14 protein-coding genes are annotated in these 16,467 nt (G+C 70.0%); 4 read left to right on the top strand and 10 right to left on the bottom strand.

What is annotated here, in order from left to right:
- Positions 1-19 precede the first annotated feature (19 nt).
- The 5 genes from BJ984_RS15120 to BJ984_RS15140 all read right to left on the bottom strand — a co-directional run bounded on the left by BJ984_RS15120 (position 20) and on the right by BJ984_RS15140 (position 5,234).
- Positions 20-1,309, bottom strand: a complete 1,290-nt coding sequence (locus BJ984_RS15120; RefSeq protein ID WP_271206534.1) for a citrate synthase — start codon at positions 1,307-1,309, stop codon at positions 20-22.
- Between the two features lie 91 nt (positions 1,310-1,400).
- Complete coding sequence (dapC, locus tag BJ984_RS15125; protein ID WP_218870088.1) at positions 1,401-2,513, bottom strand: succinyldiaminopimelate transaminase; 1,113 nt, start codon at positions 2,511-2,513, stop codon at positions 1,401-1,403.
- Between the two features lie 55 nt (positions 2,514-2,568).
- The gene (gene fdxA / locus BJ984_RS15130; RefSeq protein ID WP_173181419.1) at positions 2,569-2,889 is read right to left on the bottom strand and encodes a ferredoxin; all 321 of its coding nucleotides are present in this window, start codon (positions 2,887-2,889) and stop codon (positions 2,569-2,571) included.
- A gap of 22 nt (positions 2,890-2,911) precedes the next feature.
- On the bottom strand, positions 2,912-3,460 hold the full coding sequence (locus BJ984_RS15135) for a DUF6113 family protein (protein ID WP_179548697.1): 549 nt from the start codon (positions 3,458-3,460) through the stop codon (positions 2,912-2,914).
- 97 nt (positions 3,461-3,557) lie between these two features.
- Positions 3,558-5,234 carry a helicase HerA-like domain-containing protein gene (locus BJ984_RS15140; RefSeq protein WP_179548698.1) on the bottom strand — a complete coding sequence of 559 codons (1,677 nt, stop codon included), beginning with the start codon at positions 5,232-5,234 and terminating at the stop codon, positions 3,558-3,560.
- A gap of 164 nt (positions 5,235-5,398) precedes the next feature.
- Here BJ984_RS15140 and efeU point away from each other — a divergent pair, with 164 nt between their 5' ends.
- From efeU to BJ984_RS15160, 4 genes are read left to right on the top strand one after another with little or no spacing between them, the layout of a single operon-like run.
- Positions 5,399-6,259 (top strand): iron uptake transporter permease EfeU, encoded by an 861-nt coding sequence (gene efeU / locus BJ984_RS15145; RefSeq protein ID WP_179548699.1) that lies wholly within the window; start codon positions 5,399-5,401, stop codon positions 6,257-6,259.
- 56 nt (positions 6,260-6,315) lie between these two features.
- Complete coding sequence (gene efeO / locus BJ984_RS15150; RefSeq protein ID WP_179548700.1) at positions 6,316-7,503, top strand: iron uptake system protein EfeO; 1,188 nt, start codon at positions 6,316-6,318, stop codon at positions 7,501-7,503.
- A 17-nt stretch (positions 7,504-7,520) separates the two neighbouring features.
- Positions 7,521-8,819: an iron uptake transporter deferrochelatase/peroxidase subunit gene (gene efeB, locus BJ984_RS15155; RefSeq protein ID WP_179548701.1), complete on the top strand. Its 1,299-nt coding sequence runs from the start codon at positions 7,521-7,523 to the stop codon at positions 8,817-8,819.
- Positions 8,816-10,189, top strand: a complete 1,374-nt coding sequence (locus BJ984_RS15160) for an MFS transporter (RefSeq protein ID WP_271206533.1) — start codon at positions 8,816-8,818, stop codon at positions 10,187-10,189. Before efeB ends, BJ984_RS15160 begins: the two co-directional genes overlap by 4 nt.
- A 23-nt stretch (positions 10,190-10,212) precedes the next feature.
- On the opposite strand, the gene BJ984_RS15165 is transcribed toward BJ984_RS15160, so the two are convergent.
- The 5 genes from BJ984_RS15165 to BJ984_RS15185 form a co-directional block, all read right to left on the bottom strand.
- Positions 10,213-10,680 carry a hypothetical protein gene (locus BJ984_RS15165; protein ID WP_179548702.1) on the bottom strand — a complete coding sequence of 156 codons (468 nt, stop codon included), beginning with the start codon at positions 10,678-10,680 and terminating at the stop codon, positions 10,213-10,215.
- Positions 10,681-10,770: 90 nt separating this feature from the next.
- Positions 10,771-12,678, bottom strand: coding sequence for a translational GTPase TypA (typA, locus tag BJ984_RS15170; RefSeq protein ID WP_179548703.1), 1,908 nt, complete (start codon positions 12,676-12,678; stop codon positions 10,771-10,773).
- A gap of 95 nt (positions 12,679-12,773) precedes the next feature.
- On the bottom strand, positions 12,774-14,534 hold the full coding sequence (locus BJ984_RS15175; protein ID WP_179548704.1) for a dipeptide ABC transporter ATP-binding protein: 1,761 nt from the start codon (positions 14,532-14,534) through the stop codon (positions 12,774-12,776).
- Complete coding sequence (locus BJ984_RS15180) at positions 14,531-15,481, bottom strand: ABC transporter permease (protein WP_173181428.1); 951 nt, start codon at positions 15,479-15,481, stop codon at positions 14,531-14,533. Before BJ984_RS15180 ends, BJ984_RS15175 begins: the two co-directional genes overlap by 4 nt.
- Positions 15,471-16,400: an ABC transporter permease gene (locus BJ984_RS15185; RefSeq protein ID WP_173181429.1), complete on the bottom strand. Its 930-nt coding sequence runs from the start codon at positions 16,398-16,400 to the stop codon at positions 15,471-15,473. The genes BJ984_RS15180 and BJ984_RS15185 overlap by 11 nt, the downstream gene beginning before the upstream one ends.
- Positions 16,401-16,467 lie beyond the last annotated feature (67 nt).

The raw sequence follows: 16,467 nt of genomic DNA on the forward strand, positions 1-16,467 counted from the left end.
AGCGCCAGGGGCGGGCGGGCTAGGGGCGCGGGGGCAGGTCGCGGGCCGGGGCGCCCAAGTAGAGCTGCTGCGGGCGGCCGATCTTGGTCTGGGGGTCGGTCGCCATCTCGCGCCAGTGCGCGATCCAGCCCGGCAGCCGGCCGATCGCGAAGAGCACGGTGAACATGCGCGTCGGGAAGCCCATCGCCTTGTAGATGACGCCGGTGTAGAAGTCGACGTTGGGGTAGAGGCGCCGCGAGATGAAGTACTCGTCCGACAGGGCGACCTGCTCGAGCTCCTTCGCGATGTCGAGCAGCGGGTCCTGCACGCCGAGCGCGAGCAGCACCTCGTCGGCCGACTCCTTCACGAGCTTCGCGCGCGGGTCGTAGTTCTTGTAGACGCGGTGGCCGAAGCCCATCAGGCGCACGCCCGACTCCTTGTTCTTCACGCGCTCCACGAACTTCGCCACGCCCTCGCCCGAGTCGCGGATCTGCGCGAGCATCGTGAGCACGGCCTCGTTCGCCCCGCCGTGCAGCGGGCCGAAGAGCGCGTTGATGCCGGCCGAGATCGATGCGAACATGTTCGCCTCGGTCGAGCCGACGAGCCGCACGGTCGAGGTCGAGGCGTTCTGCTCATGGTCTTCATGAAGGATGAGCAGCCGCTCCAGCGCCTTCGACAGCACCGGGTTCACCTCGTACGGCTCCGCCATGGTGCCGAAGTTCAGGCGCAGGAAGTTGTCGACGAACGACAGCGAGTTGTCGGGGTAGAGGAACGCCTGCCCGAGGCTCTTCTTGTGCGCGTACGCCGCCATCACGGGCAGCTTCGCCAGCAGGCGGATGGTCGAGATCTCGACGTCCTCCGGCTTGTGCGGGTTCAGCGAGTCCTGGTAGTACGTCGACAGCGCCGAGACGCCCGACGACAGCACCGACATCGGGTGCGCGTTGTGCGGCAGCGCGTCGAAGAAGCGCTTGAGGTCCTCGTGCAGCAGGGTGTGACGACGGATGCGCTCGTCGAACTCCGACAGCTCCGACGCCGAGGGCAGCTCGCCGTAGATGAGCAGCCACGCCGTCTCGAGGTAGGTCAGCGACGTCGCGACCTGCTCGATGGGGTAGCCGCGGTAGCGCAGGATGCCCTGGTCGCCGTCGATGTAGGTTATCGCCGACTTGGTGGCGGCGGTGTTCACGAAGCCGTAGTCGACGGTCGTCAGGCCGGTCTGCTTCGTGAACGTCGAGATGTCGAGCGAGGATGCCCCGTCGACGCTCTTCAGGATCGGGAACTCGGCCGTTCCACCGGGATAGGTCAGAGTGGCCTTCTGTTCGACGTCCGTCACGGAGCCTCCTTGAGTGATCCTGCCTGAGTGGTTTCTGTGGCGGGACGCAGGCTGCATCTGTAGACCGTGACCGCGTTGACCCGTATACAGCCTAATGTCCGCGCGAACGCAAACGCGACGCGGCGGCGTCGATGCGCTCGTCGGTGGCCGTCAGCGAGAACCGCACGTGCTCGGGGAAGTGCTCTCCGTAGAAGTGCCCGGGCCCCGCGAGGATGCCGAGCGATGCGAGGTCGGAGATCGTCGACCAGGCGTCGCGCCCCTCGGTCGCCCAGAGGTAGAGCCCGGCCACGCTCTCGTCGATGCGCAGCCCCGCGGCCTCGATCGCCGGTCGCAGCACGGCCCGCCGAGCGGCGTACAGCGCCTTCTGCGCGGCGACGTGGGCGTCGTCGCCGAGAGCGACCTCCATCGCGGCCTGCACGGGTGCCGGCGGGATCATGCCCGCGTGCTTCCGCACCGTGACGAGCCGCGCGATCAGCGCCGGGTCTCCGGCCACGAAGGCGGCGCGGTAGCCCGCGAGGTTCGACTGCTTGCTCAGCGAGTACGCGCCGAGCACGCCGGTGAGGTCTCCCCCGGTCACCCGCGGGTCGAGGATCGACGGCACGGGCTCGGTGGCCCAGCGCCCGTCCCAGCCGAGCTCGGCGTAGCACTCGTCGCCGACGATGACGGTGCCCAGGGCACGGGCCCGCGCGACGGCCGCCTGCAGGGCCGGCACGTCGAGCACCCGGCCATCCGGGTTGCCGGGGCTGTTCAGCCAGACGAGCTTCGTCGTCGACGGCCACGAGTCGGGGTCGTCGGCCGCGAGCGGGGTCGCGCCGGCGAGCCGGGCCCCCATCTCGTAGGTGGGGTACGCGGCGAGCGGATGCGCGACCACATCGCCCTCGCCGAGCCCCAGCATGAACGGCAGCCACGCCACGAACTCCTTCGAGCCGATCGTGGGCAGCACGCTGTCGTCGCCCAGCCCGGGCACGCCACGGCGTCGCTCGAACCAGGACGCGATGGCGCTCCGCAGGGCGGGGGTGCCGGCCGTCTGCGGGTAGGAATGCGCATCCGTCGCCGCTTTCAGGGCGTCGGCGACGAGAGCGGGGGTCGGGTCGACCGGCGAGCCGATCGAGAGGTCGACGATGCCGTCGGGGTGGGCCCGTGCGCGAGCGGCGTACGGCGCCATCTCGTCCCACGGGTAGTCGGGCAGGGCGCCCAGTGCCATCAGCGCAGCGCCATCAGTACAGTGCCATCAGAACAGTGCCATCAGGTCGGTGCCGTCAGTGCGCCTGCGGCGGGAGCACCGCGATGACGGGGTGATCCTTCTTGATCACGCCGACCTTCGCGGCACCGCCGGGCGAGCCGATCTCGTCGAAGAACTCGACGTTGGCCTTGTAGTAGTCGGCCCACTCCTCGGGCAGATCGTCTTCGTAGTAGATCGCCTCGACGGGGCACACGGGCTCGCAGGCGCCGCAGTCGACGCACTCGTCGGGGTGGATGTAGAGGGAGCGTTCACCCTCGTAGATGCAGTCGACGGGGCACTCGTCGATACACGCGCGGTCTTTAACATCGACGCACGGCAGGGCGATGACATAGGTCACAGGCGTTCAGGCTCCTTCGGGATTACCGGCTCAAGTCTACGGCGTCGGGGCGGGCTCCCGGATGCGCGGGGCCATCGGTTCCGGCGGGCCGACGTCGCGCACCGAGCTTCGGCCAGGCGATCACGACGACCGCGATCAGCGTGCTGCCGAACAGCCAGACGAGCCCGGTCGGCCCGGCCGGCACGAGGATGGACCCACCGGGGCTCTCCAGCGTGAGCAGCGCGACCATGCCGATCAGGGCGGCCGCGGCGAGCGCCGACGCCAGACGGCTGGGCGCGATCATGCGCAGGCCGGTGAGCAGCAGGGCGATCGCGACCAGCGCGATGATCAGCCCGATCGGCAGGTCGAACAGCCCGAACACGCTGATGTCGATCTGGTGCACGACCGTGCCGATGGCTCCGAACAGCGCGCCGAGCAGCAGGGCGACGACGTAGCCCAGGATGCGCGACCCGCGACTGGAGCCGATGACGTCGCCCGGAGCCGGGGTGGGCGCGGGAGCGCCGTACGCGGGGGCACCGTACGCGGGGCTGCCTGGCGCAGTGGCGCCGTACGCGGGCTGGTCGGGGAGCACCGGATCAGTCTAGGCGCGCGATCCTGTACGCCACGGGTGCGCGCCGGGCTGCCGAGATATCTCCGAGCGGCGGTGCCGCCGGACACCGGGCGCCGTCTCAGCGGCGCCGGCGGCGGGTGCCGAAGACGCCCTCCAGAACCCCGCGCAGGATCGTCTGCGTCGTGCGCGATCGCAGCACGTCCGAGAGGATGTCGGTGTCGGACGTCGTGCTGCGCGGCCGGGTCCTCGGGCGCGGCGACGGTTCCCGCCGTGAACGCGAACGCTCGTCGGCGCGACGGTCGCGCTCCAGCTGCGCGTCCATCTCCTTCTGCTGGCGGGCGTACTCCGCGGCGGCCTCCCGCTCCGACGCCGCCCGGGCGGCCTCCGCCGCGGCCGCCTCCTCGGCGGCGAGCGCCGCGTTCAGCCGGACGGTCAGGATCTCCCGGGCCGACTCACGATCGATCGGCGTGCCGTACTGCGCCAGGAGCGGCGACGCGGCGACCGCCGCCTCGACCTCGGCGGCGGGCGTGGGCGCCATCGACCCCTGCGGTGCCCGCACCCGTGTCCACGCGACGGGAGTCGGCGCACCGTTCTCGTTCATCACGGTCACGACGGCCTCGCCGATGCCGAGCGCGGGGAGCACCTCCTCGAGGTCGTAGCCCGACTTCGGATAGGTCGACACGGTCGCCCGCAGCGCCTTGGCGTCGTTCGGCGTGTAGGCGCGCAGGGCGTGCTGCACCCTCGAACCGAGCTGGGCGAGCACGTCGCCCGGCACGTCCTTCGGCGTCTGGGTGACGAAGAAGATGCCGACCCCCTTCGAGCGGATCAACCGCACCGTCTGCACGATCGCCGCCGTGAAGTCCTTCGACGCGTCCGAGAACAGCAGGTGCGCCTCGTCGAAGAAGAACACCAGCTTCGGCTTGTCGAGGTCACCGACCTCGGGCAGGTCGTTGTACAGGTCGGCGAGCAGCCACATCAGGAAGGTCGAGAACAGCGCCGGCTTGTCGGCCACCCGGGGCAGCTCGAGCAGGCTGATCACACCCGAGCCGTCGGGGGCGGTGCGGAGGAACAGAGACGTGTCGATCTCGGGCTCTCCGAAGAACGCGTCGGCCCCCTGCGCCGAGAAGGCGATCAGCTCGCGGAGGATGACTCCGACCGTCGCCGTCGACAGCCCGCCCATCGCCTTCAGCTCGACCCGCCCCTCGTCGCTCGTCAGGTGGGTCAGCACCGCGCGCAGGTCGCTCAGGTCGACGAGCGGCAGCCCGGCCTGCTCGGCGTAGTGGAAGACGAGCCCGAGGCTCGACTCCTGCGTGTCGTTCAGGCCCAGCACCTTGCTCAGCAGCAGCGGGCCGAACGCGGTGAGCGTGGCGCGCACCGGAACGCCCGTTCCCCGCCCACCGAGGCTGAAGTACTCGACCGTCGCCGCGCGCGGCGTCCAGTCCTGCCCGATGCCGCGCGTGCGGGCGAGGAGCTTGTCGCTGCTCTCCCCCGGCGTGGCGACACCGGTCAGGTCGCCCTTCATGTCGGCGGCGAACACCGGCACCCCCGCGGCGGCCAGCTGCTCGGCGAGCACCTGCAGCGTGCGGGTCTTGCCCGTGCCGGTCGCCCCCGCGACGAGGCCGTGCCGGTTGGTCATGGCGAGCGGGATGCGCACCGGCACCCCGGGCACCGCCTCCCCGTTGACGAGCGCACCGATCTCGAGCGCCGGCCCGTCGAAGTCGTACCCCGCCCGAACCGCCTCGACCGCGGCCTCGTCGAGCGGGCCGGCCACCGTGCGAACCTCGTCATCCGTCATGGCGCCAGCTTAGGCACGCCCTGCGCCCGTGAGGCCGCGCGAGTGGACAAAGCGCGGCCCGCGGGGCTACGCTCATTTGGTAAGGCTAGGCTTACCCAAGTTAGGCAGCCCACACCTCCCGGCGCGCTGCGTCCCCACACCCGTTCCCCCGAAGTCAGGTATCCGTGCTCGCGAACTATCTGATCGGCCTGCGCGAGGGCCTCGAGGCCGCGCTGGTCGTGAGCATCCTCATCGCCTACGTGTCGAAGATCGGCCGCCGCGACGTTCTCGCCCGCCTTTGGGTCGGAGTCGGTCTCGCCGTGCTCGTCGCCCTCACGCTCGGCGCGGTGCTCACCTTCGGCGCCTACGGCCTGAGCTTCGAGGCCCAGGAGGCCATCGGCGGCTCGCTCTCGATCATCGCGACCGGCTTCGTCACCTGGATGGTGTTCTGGATGCTCCGCACCTCCCAGAATCTCAAGGGCGCCCTGCAGTCCGACGTCGACAAGGCGCTGATCGGCGCCGGCTGGGGCCTCGTGCTGGTGGCCTTCCTGGCCGTCGGGCGCGAGGGCATCGAGACGGCGCTGTTCATCTGGGCCGCCGCACAGGCCACCGGAGAGACGACGCTGCCGCTCCTCGGAGCACTGCTGGGCATCCTGACCGCCGTCGTGCTCGGCTACCTCATCTCGAAGGGCCTCGTGCGCATCAACCTGTCGGCGTTCTTCGCCTGGTCGGGCGCCGCGCTGATCGTGGTCGCGGCGGGCGTGCTCTCCTATGGGGTGCACGACCTGCAGGAGGCGGGCATCCTGCCCGGCCTGAAGAGCCTCGCCTTCGACGTCAGCGGCGTCATCCCGCCCGACAGCTGGCTCGGCACCTTCCTCAAGGGCACCGTGAACTTCTCCCCCGCCACCACCTGGCTCGAACTCGGCGCCTGGCTCGCCTACTTCGTGCCGACGATGTTCCTCTTCCTCCGCGCGGTGCGTCGCGGCCGGCAGCAGAAGGCGGCTCCGGCCGTCGCGCCCGCGCCCGCCGTCGCATCCGCATCCTGACCGAAGCGTCCTGACCCCCGCGTCCTGATCACCGCCATCCTCCAAGGAGCCCCCACGTGAAGACCAAGCCCCTCCTCGCCGCCGCCGGCGCCGCCGTCACCCTGCTCGCGCTCGCAGGCTGCGTCCCGAACAGCTCCGCGTCCTCGACGGACGCGGCCGGTGCGATCACCGTCGACTCCAGCTCCGACGACTGCTCGGTGAGCGCCTCGTCGGCCACGAGCGGCACGCTGACCTTCTCGGTGACGAACTCCGGCGACCAGGTGACCGAGTTCTACCTGCTCGCCGACGACGGCCTGCGCATCGTCGGCGAGGTCGAGAACGTCGGCCCCGGCATCTCCCGCGACCTCGTCGTGCAGGCGCAGCCAGGAGACTACTTCACCGTCTGCAAGCCGGGCATGGTCGGCGAGGGCATCGGCCGGGCCGCCTTCACCGTCTCGGGCGACAAGGTGCAGCTCGCGGGCGACCAGCAGGAGCAGGTCGACCAGGCCGCCACCAACTACGTGGCGTACATCAAGGACCAGGTCGGCCAGCTCGTCACGGGCACCGACACCTTCCTCGAGACCTACCTGGCCGGCGACGACGAGGCCGCGCGCGGCCTCTACGCGACGACCCGTGCGAACTACGAGCGCATCGAGCCCGTCGCCGAGTCGTTCGGCGACCTCGACCCGATGATCGACTTCCGCGAGGCCGACGTCGCCGAGGGCGACGAGTGGACCGGCTGGCACCGCATCGAGAAGGACCTCTTCCCGCCGACCGCCGAGGAGAACGGCGGCACCGCCTACACGCCCCTCACCGCCGACGAGCGCAGCTACTACGCCGACAAGCTGAAGGCCGACACCCAGTCGCTCTACGAGGCCGTGAACGCCGACGACTACACCGTCTCGATCGACGCCATCTCGAACGGCGCCATCGGTCTGCTCGAGGAGGTCGCGAGCGGCAAGATCACCGGCGAGGAGGAGATCTGGTCGCACACCGACCTCTGGGACTTCCAGGCCAACCTCGAGGGCGCCCGCGTCGCCTACGAGGGCGTGCGCGACATCGTCGAGGCGAAGGACCCCGAGCTGGTGACGACGATCGACGAGCGCTTCGACTCGCTCGAGAAGACCCTCGCCGAGTACGGCAGCCTCGACTCCGGGTTCGTCTACTACGACGAGCTGACCACCGATCAGGTCAAGCAGCTGGCCGACGGCGTGAGCGCGCTCAGCGAGCCGCTCAGCCGCCTCACGGCGACGCTGGTGGGCTGAGCCGTAGGCTTCTGGGCATGACCGATCACGATCCGACGCCGGCGAGGCCGGGCATCTCCCGACGGGGGCTGCTCGGCCTCGCCGGCGCCGGCGTGCTCGGAGCCGGAGCCGGCCTCGCCGGCGGTATCGCGGTCGACCGCTTCGCCCTCCCCCAGTCGGCTTCCGCCGCGCCCGGCGCGGGCACGGTCTACCCGTTCTTCGGCGAGCACCAGGCCGGTATCGTCACCCCGGCTCAAGACCGGCTGCACTTCGCGAGCTTCGACGTCGCCGACATCACCCGCGACGAGCTCGTCGGACTGCTTCAGGACTGGAGCGCCGCCGCCGTCCTGATGACCGCCGGCACCCCGGTCGGCACCTACGGCGCCGTCAACGGCCCCTACACCGCTCCGCCCGACGACACCGGAGAGGCGCTCGACCTGCCCGCCGCGGGCCTCACGATCACCTTCGGCTTCGGCTCGACCCTCTTCACCGCCGCCGACGGCGCCGACCGCTTCGGCCTGGCCGGCCAGCGCCCCTCCGCGCTCGTCGAGCTGCCCCACTTCCCGGGCGACATGCTCACCGAGGCGCTCACCGGCGGCGACCTCTGCATCCAGGCCTGCAGCGACGACCCGCAGGTCGCGGTGCACGCCATCCGCAACCTCTCCCGCATCGCCTTCGGCCGGGCGTCGCTGCGCTGGTCGCAGCTCGGCTTCGGCCGCACCAGCTCGACGACCACGGCGCAGGTGACCCCGCGCAACCTGTTCGGCTTCAAGGACGGCACGGCGAACATCAAGGCCGAGCAGTCCGACGTCGTGGCCGATCAGGTCTGGGCCACCCGCGACGACGGGGCCGCGTGGATGCACGGCGGCTCGTACCTCGTCGCGCGCAAGATCCGCATGACCATCGAGACCTGGGACCGCACCTCCCTGAAAGACCAGGAGGCGATCGTCGGACGCACCAAGGGCGAGGGAGCCCCGTACTCCGGCGGCACCGAGTTCAGCGAGCCCGACTTCGACGCCACGGGGCAGGGCGGTGCCCCGCTGATCGCGGCCGACTCGCACGTGCGCCTCGCGCATCCGACCCAGAACTCCGGCGCGCAGCTGCTGCGCCGCGGCTACAACTTCGTCGACGGCAACGACGAGCTCGGGCGGCTGAACGCCGGACTGTTCTTCATCTCCTACCAGCGCGACGCAGCGAAGCAGTTCGTGCCGATCCAGATGAACCTCGCCAAGAACGACGCGATGAACGAGTACCTCCGCCACGTGGGCTCGGGGCTCTGGGCCGTGCCGCCCGGCGCCTCGACCGGCGGCTGGGTCGGCGAGACGCTGCTCGGGTGACCCCCGAGGGGCCCTTCTCGGCCCGCTTCCGCCTGATCACCCTCGGCACGGTCGTGCTCGTGTTCGTCGCCGCATTCGAGAACCTGGCCGTCACCACGGTGATGCCCGTGATCAGCGCCGAGCTCGACGGCTCCGCCCTCTATGCCGTCGCGTTCGCGGCTCCGCTCGCCGTGTCGGTGGTCGGGATGGTCGCGGCCGGTCAGTGGTGCGACACCAGTGGGCCCCGGGTGCCGCTCTGCGCATCCGTCGCCCTGTTCATCGCGGGACTCGTCGTCGCGGGCCTGGCCGGCAGCATGGAGCAGGTGGTCGTCGGCCGCCTCGTGCAGGGGCTCGGCTCGGGCGGGGTGACCGTGACGCTCTACGTGATCGTGGCGCGGGTGTTCCCCGGGGCGCTGCAGCCGCGGGTGTTCGGGCTGATGTCGGCGGCGTGGGTGATACCGGCCCTGGTCGGCCCGTTCATCGCCGGTGTCCTCGGCGAGACGGTCGGGTGGCGCTGGGTGTTCCTCGGCGTCGCGTTCATCTGCGTGCCGGCGCTGGGGCTGCTGCTGCCCGTGATGCGCACGCTCCGGCGGGCGCAGACCGGCACGGCGTCGGGCTTCCGCATCCCCCGGCTGCTCTGGTCGGGGCTGCTCGCGGCGGGCATCCTGGCGCTCAGCGTCTCGGCCGAGTTCGGCGGTGCCGTCGCACTCGTGGTCGCCGTCGCCGCGGTCGTGGTGGCGGTCGTCGCGATCCGGCCGCTCGTGCCGCGCGGCACGCTCACCGGCCGCACCGGGCTTCCCCGCATCGTGCTCACCCGGCTCGTGCTCGCCGGCGGGTTCTTCGCCACGGAGACGTATCTGCCCTACTTGCTCACCCGCGACTACGACTTCTCCCCCGGCCAGGCCGGCCTCGCCCTGTCGGTCAGCGGGGTCGCCTGGGGTGCGGCGTCGCTGCTCCAGGGCCGCTACGCCGCGCGCCTGCGCGACCGGGCCGTGCTCACCGCGGGCACGGCGCTGGTGGCCGCCGCCGTGGCCGTCACCCTCGCGACCGCCGCGCTCGGCCTGCCCGGCTGGATCGCGATCGCCGGCTGGGCCCTCTCGGGCACGGGCATGGGGCTCGCCTACCCGAGGCTCTCGGTGCTGCTGCTCTCGGGTTCGTCGCACGACGACCAGGGCTTCAACAGCAGTGCCCTGAACATCGCGGATGCCGCCGGCCCCGCGGTGGCGCTGTCGGTCGCCGGGCTCGCCTTCCAGGCCCTCCCGGGCGCGGGCGCCGACGGCTTCGCCAGGGTGTTCGGGCTGGGGCTGCTGCTGGCCCTCGGGGCGGTGGCGCTGGCGCGGGGTGCGGCGCCGCGGACGGCTCCCTCGGCGGTGTCCGGCGCGCGGGGCTGACCGCGCATCCGGAGCCCGACCCGCTACGAGGTGGTGCCGCCCACGATGTAGGTGGCGGTGCTCTGGCCCGAGCCGTCGTCGGCCACGCTGACGATCACCGAGTACTCGGCGTCGCTGTAGGCCCCGCTGCCGACGCCCTCGACGAAGCCGGAGTAGCTCGCCTCGAAGCCGGCCCCCTTCAACTGGGAGTCGATGGACTGGAACGCGGGCTCGCGTTCCTCGTCGACCTTGACGATGACGGTCCAGCCACCGCCGGAGTCGACCGTGCCGGCGCCCATGCCGCCGATCACCTCGCCGTCGTAGAGCGGCACCTCGTTCGCGGGGAAGCCGTCGGGCAGGCCGCCGTCGGAGTTGAGGTCGACGTCGCCGCCGCCCGCCTGCTCGACCGCGCCCTCGACGATCTGCTCGACCGGGTTGGCGCAGGAGCTGAGCGCGGGGGTGAGCACGGCCGCCAGGGCGAGCGCGAGGATGAGGGCCGGCTTCTTCGTCATGCCCCCGATCATCCCAGACGGGATGCGCCGGGCACCAGACGCAGAACGGCCGGCACCCACGAGGGATGCCGGCCGTTCTGAGCGGTGCTGCTACTGGTTGGCGCGCTTGAGGTTCGCGGTGCGGCGGGCACGCGCGTTCGCGTCGAGCTCGACCTTGCGGATGCGCACGATCTCGGGGGTGACCTCGACGCACTCGTCCTCACGGGCGAACTCGAGGCACTCCTCGAGCGAGAGCTGACGCGACGGCGTCATCGACTCGAAGGTGTCGGAGGTCGACTGACGCATGTTGGTCAGCTTCTTCTCCTTGGTGATGTTCACGTCCATGTCGTCGGCGCGCGAGTTCTCGCCGATGACCATGCCCTCGTAGACCTCTTCGGTCGGGTTCACGAAGAACGTCATGCGCTCCTGCAGGGCGATGATCGCGAACGGGGTGACGACACCGGAGCGGTCGGCGACGATCGAGCCGTTGTTGCGGGTGACGATCGAGCCGGCCCACTCGCCGTAGCCGTGCGAGATCGCGTTGGCGATGCCGGTGCCGCGGGTGATGGTGAGGAACTCGGTGCGGAAGCCGATCAGGCCGCGCGACGGGACGATGAACTCCATGCGCACCCAGCCGGTGCCGTGGTTCGCCATGTTATCCATGCGGCCCTTGCGGGCGGCGAGCAGCTGCGTGATCGCGCCGAGGTACTCCTCGGGGGCGTCGATCGTCAGGTGCTCGTAGGGCTCGTGGGTCTTGCCGTCGACCTGCTTGGTGACCACCTGCGGCTTGCCGACGGTGAGCTCGTAGCCCTCGCGGCGCATGTTCTCGACCAGGATGGCGAGCGCGAGCTCTCCACGGCCCTGCACCTCCCAGGCGGCGGGGTTTCCGATGTCGACGACGCGCAGCGAGACGTTGCCGATCAGTTCGCGGTCGAGGCGGTCCTTCACCATGCGGGCGGTGAGCTTGTGGCCCTTGACCTTGCCGACGAGCGGCGAGGTGTTGGTGCCGATGGTCATCGAGATGGCCGGGTCGTCGACCGTGATGGCCGGCAGGGGGCGAACGTCGTCGGGGTCGGCGATTGTCTCGCCGATCGTGATGTCCTCGATGCCGGCGATGGCGACGATGTCGCCGGGGCCGGCCGACTCGGTCGGGAAGCGGGTGAGCGCCACCGTCTTGAGCAGCTCGCTGATGCGCTGGTTCGTGACGGTGCCGTCATGCTTGACCCAGGCGACCTGCTGGCCCTTCTTGATCGTGCCGTTGAAGACACGGAGCAGGGCGAGGCGGCCGAGGAAGGGCGAGGAGTCGAGGTTCGTGACGTGGGCCTGGAGGGGCGCCTCGTCGTCGTAGGTCGGCGCCGGGATGTGCTCGAGGATGGCGCCGAAGAGGGGCTCGAGGTCGTCGTTGTCGGGCAGCGTGCCGTTCTCGGGCTTGTTCAGGCTCGCGGCGCCGTTGCGGCCCGACGCGTAGACGACGGGCACGTCGAGGATGGCGTCGAGGTCGAGGTCGGGCACGTCGTCGGACATGTCGCTGGCGAGGCCGAGCAGCAGGTCCTGCGACTCGCCCACGACCTCGTCGATGCGCGCGTCGGGGCGGTCGGTCTTGTTGACCAGGAGGATGACGGGGAGCTTCGCCTCGAGCGCCTTGCGCAGCACGAATCGGGTCTGCGGCAGCGGGCCCTCGCTCGCGTCGACGAGCAGCACGACGCCGTCGACCATGGACAGGCCGCGCTCGACCTCGCCGCCGAAGTCGGCGTGGCCGGGGGTGTCGATCACGTTGATGGTGATCGGCTTGTCGCCGGCGTGCTTGCCGTTGTAGGAGATCGCCGTGTTCTTGGCGAGGATCGTGATGCCCTTCTCACGCTCCAGGTCGTTCGAGTCCATCATCCGGTCGTCGGCGTCGAAGTGCGCGTCGAAGGAGTTGGTCTGCGTGAGCATGGCGTCGACCAGCGTGGTCTTGCCGTGGTCGACGTGGGCGACGATCGCGACATTGCGCAGGTCGTCGCGGGTGGCTTGTGCCATGGGGAGTCCTCAGGTCTCTTGAACCCGGGACTGATGGCAGAAGCCACCCGCGGGCTCGAATAACGGGGTGTGGGTGGGCGTCGTGGCCCGGACCGCTAAACGCCCAGGGTGATTCCAGCGCCCGGAATAGCGTTCAGCAACTCCCTAGTGTACTGCTCCTTGGGGTCGTCGAAGACGGCATCCGTCGAAGCGGCCTCCACGATGCGTCCCTGCTGCATCACACAGACGTTGTCGGCGATCACGCGGACCACCGCCAGGTCGTGCGTGATGAACAGGTAGGTCAGCTCCAGCTCGTTCTGCAGCTCGGCGAGAAGCTGCAGGATCTGGGCCTGCACCAGCACGTCGAGCGCCGAGACCGCCTCGTCGAGCACGACGATGTCGGGCTTCAGCGCGAGCGCCCGGGCGATGGCCACGCGCTGGCGCTGGCCGCCCGACAGCTCGTTCGGGTAGCGGGTGATCAGCGACTGCGGCAGCGAGACCTGGTCGAGCAGCTCGAGCACGCGGTCGCGGCGCGCGGTGCGGTCGCCGACGTTGTGCACCTGCAGCGGCTCGGCGATGGTGTTGCCGATGTTGCGCAGCGGATCGAGCGAGCCGTAAGGATCTTGGAAGACGGGCTGCATGCGGCGGCGGAGGCCGAGCAGCTCCTTGCCCTTCAGCGGGGCCACGTCGGTGCCGTCGATGAGGATGGAGCCCGACGTCGGGTTCTCCAGGCGGAGGATCATCTTCGCGACGGTCGACTTGCCCGAGCCCGACTCGCCGACGAGCGCGGTGGTCGTGCCCTTCTCCACGGCGAACGAGACCTTGTCGGCGGCGATGAGCTCGCCCGACGAGCCCTTGCCCTGGCCGCGGATCTTGTAGACCTTCGTCAGGTCCTTCACCACGATCGCGTCGGGGCGCTTGGTCGCGGCGCGGTGCTCGACGCGCTCCTCGGCGGCCGCGATCAGGTCGAGACCCTCGGTGACCTTCGTGGGCGCGTAGTCGAGGTCGCTCAGGGCGTGCGTCTCCGACTCGGCGGTCGCCCTCTGGATGCGCCGCGAGGCGAGGCTCGGTGCCGCGGCGACGAGGCGCTGCGTGTACGGGTGCACCGGGTTCTGCAGGATCTCCTTCGAGGGCCCGGCCTCGACGATACGGCCCTTGTACATCACGACGAGCTGCTCGGCGCGCTCGGCGGCGAGGCCGAGGTCGTGCGTGATGAACAGCACCGCGGTGCCGATGTCGCGGGTCAGCGTCTCGAGGTGGTCCAGGATGCGCCGCTGCACGGTCACGTCGAGCGCCGACGTGGGCTCGTCGGCGATCAGCAGCTTCGGGCGCGACGACAGGCCGATGCCGATCAGCACGCGCTGGCGCATGCCGCCCGAGAACTGGTGCGGGAACTGCTTCAGGCGCTTGTCGGCGTCGGCGAGGCCGGCCTCCTTCAGCACCTGGATGGCGTGGGCCCGCACCTCCTTGCGACCCGACGCGATGCCGTTGGCCCGGATGGTCTCCTCGACCTGGAAGCCGACGCTCCACACGGGGTTGAGGTTCGACATCGGGTCCTGCGGCACGAAGCCGATCTCGCGGCCCCGGATGTCCTCCATCTGCTTCTCGGAGTAGGAGCTGAGCTCCTTGCCGTCGAACATGATGGTGCCGCCGGTGATGCGGCCGGCGCCCGGGAGCAGGTTGATGATCGCGTGCGCGGTCGTCGACTTGCCCGAGCCGGACTCGCCGACGATGGCCAGGGTCTGGCCGGGCATCAGCGTCAGGTCGACGCCGCGCACGGCCGGCACGATGCCGTTGGTCGACTGGAAGCCGACCTCGAGGTTCTTGATCTCCAGCAGCGGCGTGGTGCCGGCGGAACGGGGTGTCGGGTCGCTCATCGCTGGGCCCTCGCCTTCGGGTCGAGTGCGTCGCGAACCACTTCGCCCATCATGATGAAGGCGAGCACGGTGATCGAGAGCGCGAGTGAGGGGTAGATCAGGGTCTGCGGCGCGTTGCGCAGGTCGACCTGAGCGGCGCTGATGTCGTTGCCCCAGGACATGGTGGAGTTCGGCAGACCGACACCGAGGAACGACAGGGTCGCCTCCGCGACGATGGCGGCGCCGAGCGAGATCGTGGTGACGACGATCACCGGGGCGATCGAGTTCGGCAGCACGTGGCGCATCAGGATCTTGAAGTTCGAGACGCCGACGGCCTGCGCGGCCATCACGTAGTCGCTCTGCTTCACCCGCAGGATCTCGGCTCTCAGCACGCGCGCCGTGGAGGGCCACGCGAAGATGCCGATCGCCAGCGAGATCACGAACACGTTCCGGTAGGCCGAGAACACCGACATGATGACCACGGCGGCCAGGATGTAGGGGATCGAGAAGAAGATGTCGCCCGCACGGGAGAGCACCGCGTCGAGCCAGCCGCCGTAGAAGCCGGCGAAGGCGCCGAACAGGATGCCGAGCACCGTCGTGAGGATCGTCACGATGATGCCGACCGACAGCGACGTCGAGGTGCCGTGCACGATGCGCGAGAACACGTCGCAGCCCTGCTTGGTGAAGCCGAGGATGTGCTCGCCGGTCGGGCCGTCGTTGCTGTTGGACAGCTGGCAGTCGGAGTTCGGCGCCACCGGCGTGAACAGGCCGGGGAACAGGGCGACGACGACCACGAGCAGGATGATGACCGCCGAGATCCAGAACATGGGCCGGCGGCGCATGTCGCGCCAGGCGTCGATCCAGAGATTGCTCTTGCGTTCGCCGACGTTGACGGCGTCGATCGCGACGAGAGGGGTCTCCTCCAGCGGTGCGACGAAGTGCGTCGGGGAGAGTGGCTTATTTGACATAGCGGATCCTCGGGTCGAGAAGGCCGTACAGGAGGTCGACGACGAGGTTGACCACCAGGTAGATGAGCACCATGACGGTCACGAACGAGACGACGGTGGGCCCCTCGCCTCGGATGATCGCCTGGTAGAGCGTGCGGCCGACGCCGGGCACGTTGAAGATTCCCTCGGTGACTGTCGCGCCGACCAGCAGCACACCGAAGTCGGTCGCCGCGTAGGTGACCACCGGGATGAGCGAGTTGCGGAGGATGTGCACCGGGATGATGCGCCGCCGGCTGAGGCCCTTGCCGTACGCCGTGCGCACGAAGTCGAGGCCCGCGGTCTCGATGACGGAGGCCCGGGTGAGCCGGATCAGCTGCGCCAGCGAGATGCTCGCCAGCACGAAGGCAGGCAGGATCAGGTCTTGGATCGGGGCACCGCTGGACACCGTCGTCCTGGCCCAGCCGAGTTGGATGCCGAACACGTACTGCCCCACGAAGGCGATCACGAAGATCGGCAGCGAGATGAACACCAGGCTCACGATCAGGGCGGTGCCGTCGAACAGCTTGCCCTTGCGAAGGCCCGAGTACAGGCCGATCAGCACGCCGCCGACGAACTCGATGATGAGCGCCAGGATGGCGAGGCGGATGGTCACCGGGAACGTGCGGGCGAGGATGTCGGACACCGCTTCACCGGAGAAGGAGGTGCCGAAGTCACCGCGGAGGATGCCGCCGAGGTACAGGAAGTACTGCACGATGAACGGCTGGTCGAGGTTGTACTCCTGACGGAGCCGCTCGAGGAGTGCCGGGTTGGGCGTCTTGTCGCCGAAGAGGGCGAGAAGGGGGTCTCCGGGCATCGCGAAGACCATGAAGTAGATGAGGAACGTCGTACCCAGCAGGACGGGGATCGCCTGGAGCAGACGCCTGAGGATGTAACCGGCCACGAATCAGACCGAACCAATCGAAACTAAGGGGCGAGAGCCGCCACGCGAATCACAGACAACATGATAC

Origin of the sequence: Herbiconiux flava (assembly GCF_013409865.1) — a bacterium.
GTDB classification, from domain to species: Bacteria; Actinomycetota; Actinomycetes; order Actinomycetales; family Microbacteriaceae; genus Herbiconiux; species Herbiconiux flava.

What these genes read in the sequence shown, in the direction of transcription:
- typA (WP_179548703.1), bottom strand. Translation starts at nt 12,678, where the DNA reads ATGGCACAAGCCACCCGCGACGACCTGCGCAATGTCGCGATCGTCGCC.
- BJ984_RS15140 (WP_179548698.1), bottom strand. Translation starts at nt 5,234, where the DNA reads ATGACGGATGACGAGGTTCGCACGGTGGCCGGCCCGCTCGACGAGGCC.
- BJ984_RS15180 (WP_173181428.1), bottom strand. Translation starts at nt 15,481, where the DNA reads ATGTCAAATAAGCCACTCTCCCCGACGCACTTCGTCGCACCGCTGGAG.
- dapC (WP_218870088.1), bottom strand. Translation starts at nt 2,513, where the DNA reads ATGGCACTGGGCGCCCTGCCCGACTACCCGTGGGACGAGATGGCGCCG.
- BJ984_RS15165 (WP_179548702.1), bottom strand. Translation starts at nt 10,680, where the DNA reads ATGACGAAGAAGCCGGCCCTCATCCTCGCGCTCGCCCTGGCGGCCGTG.
- efeB (WP_179548701.1), top strand. Translation starts at nt 7,521, where the DNA reads ATGACCGATCACGATCCGACGCCGGCGAGGCCGGGCATCTCCCGACGG.
- BJ984_RS15175 (WP_179548704.1), bottom strand. Translation starts at nt 14,534, where the DNA reads ATGAGCGACCCGACACCCCGTTCCGCCGGCACCACGCCGCTGCTGGAG.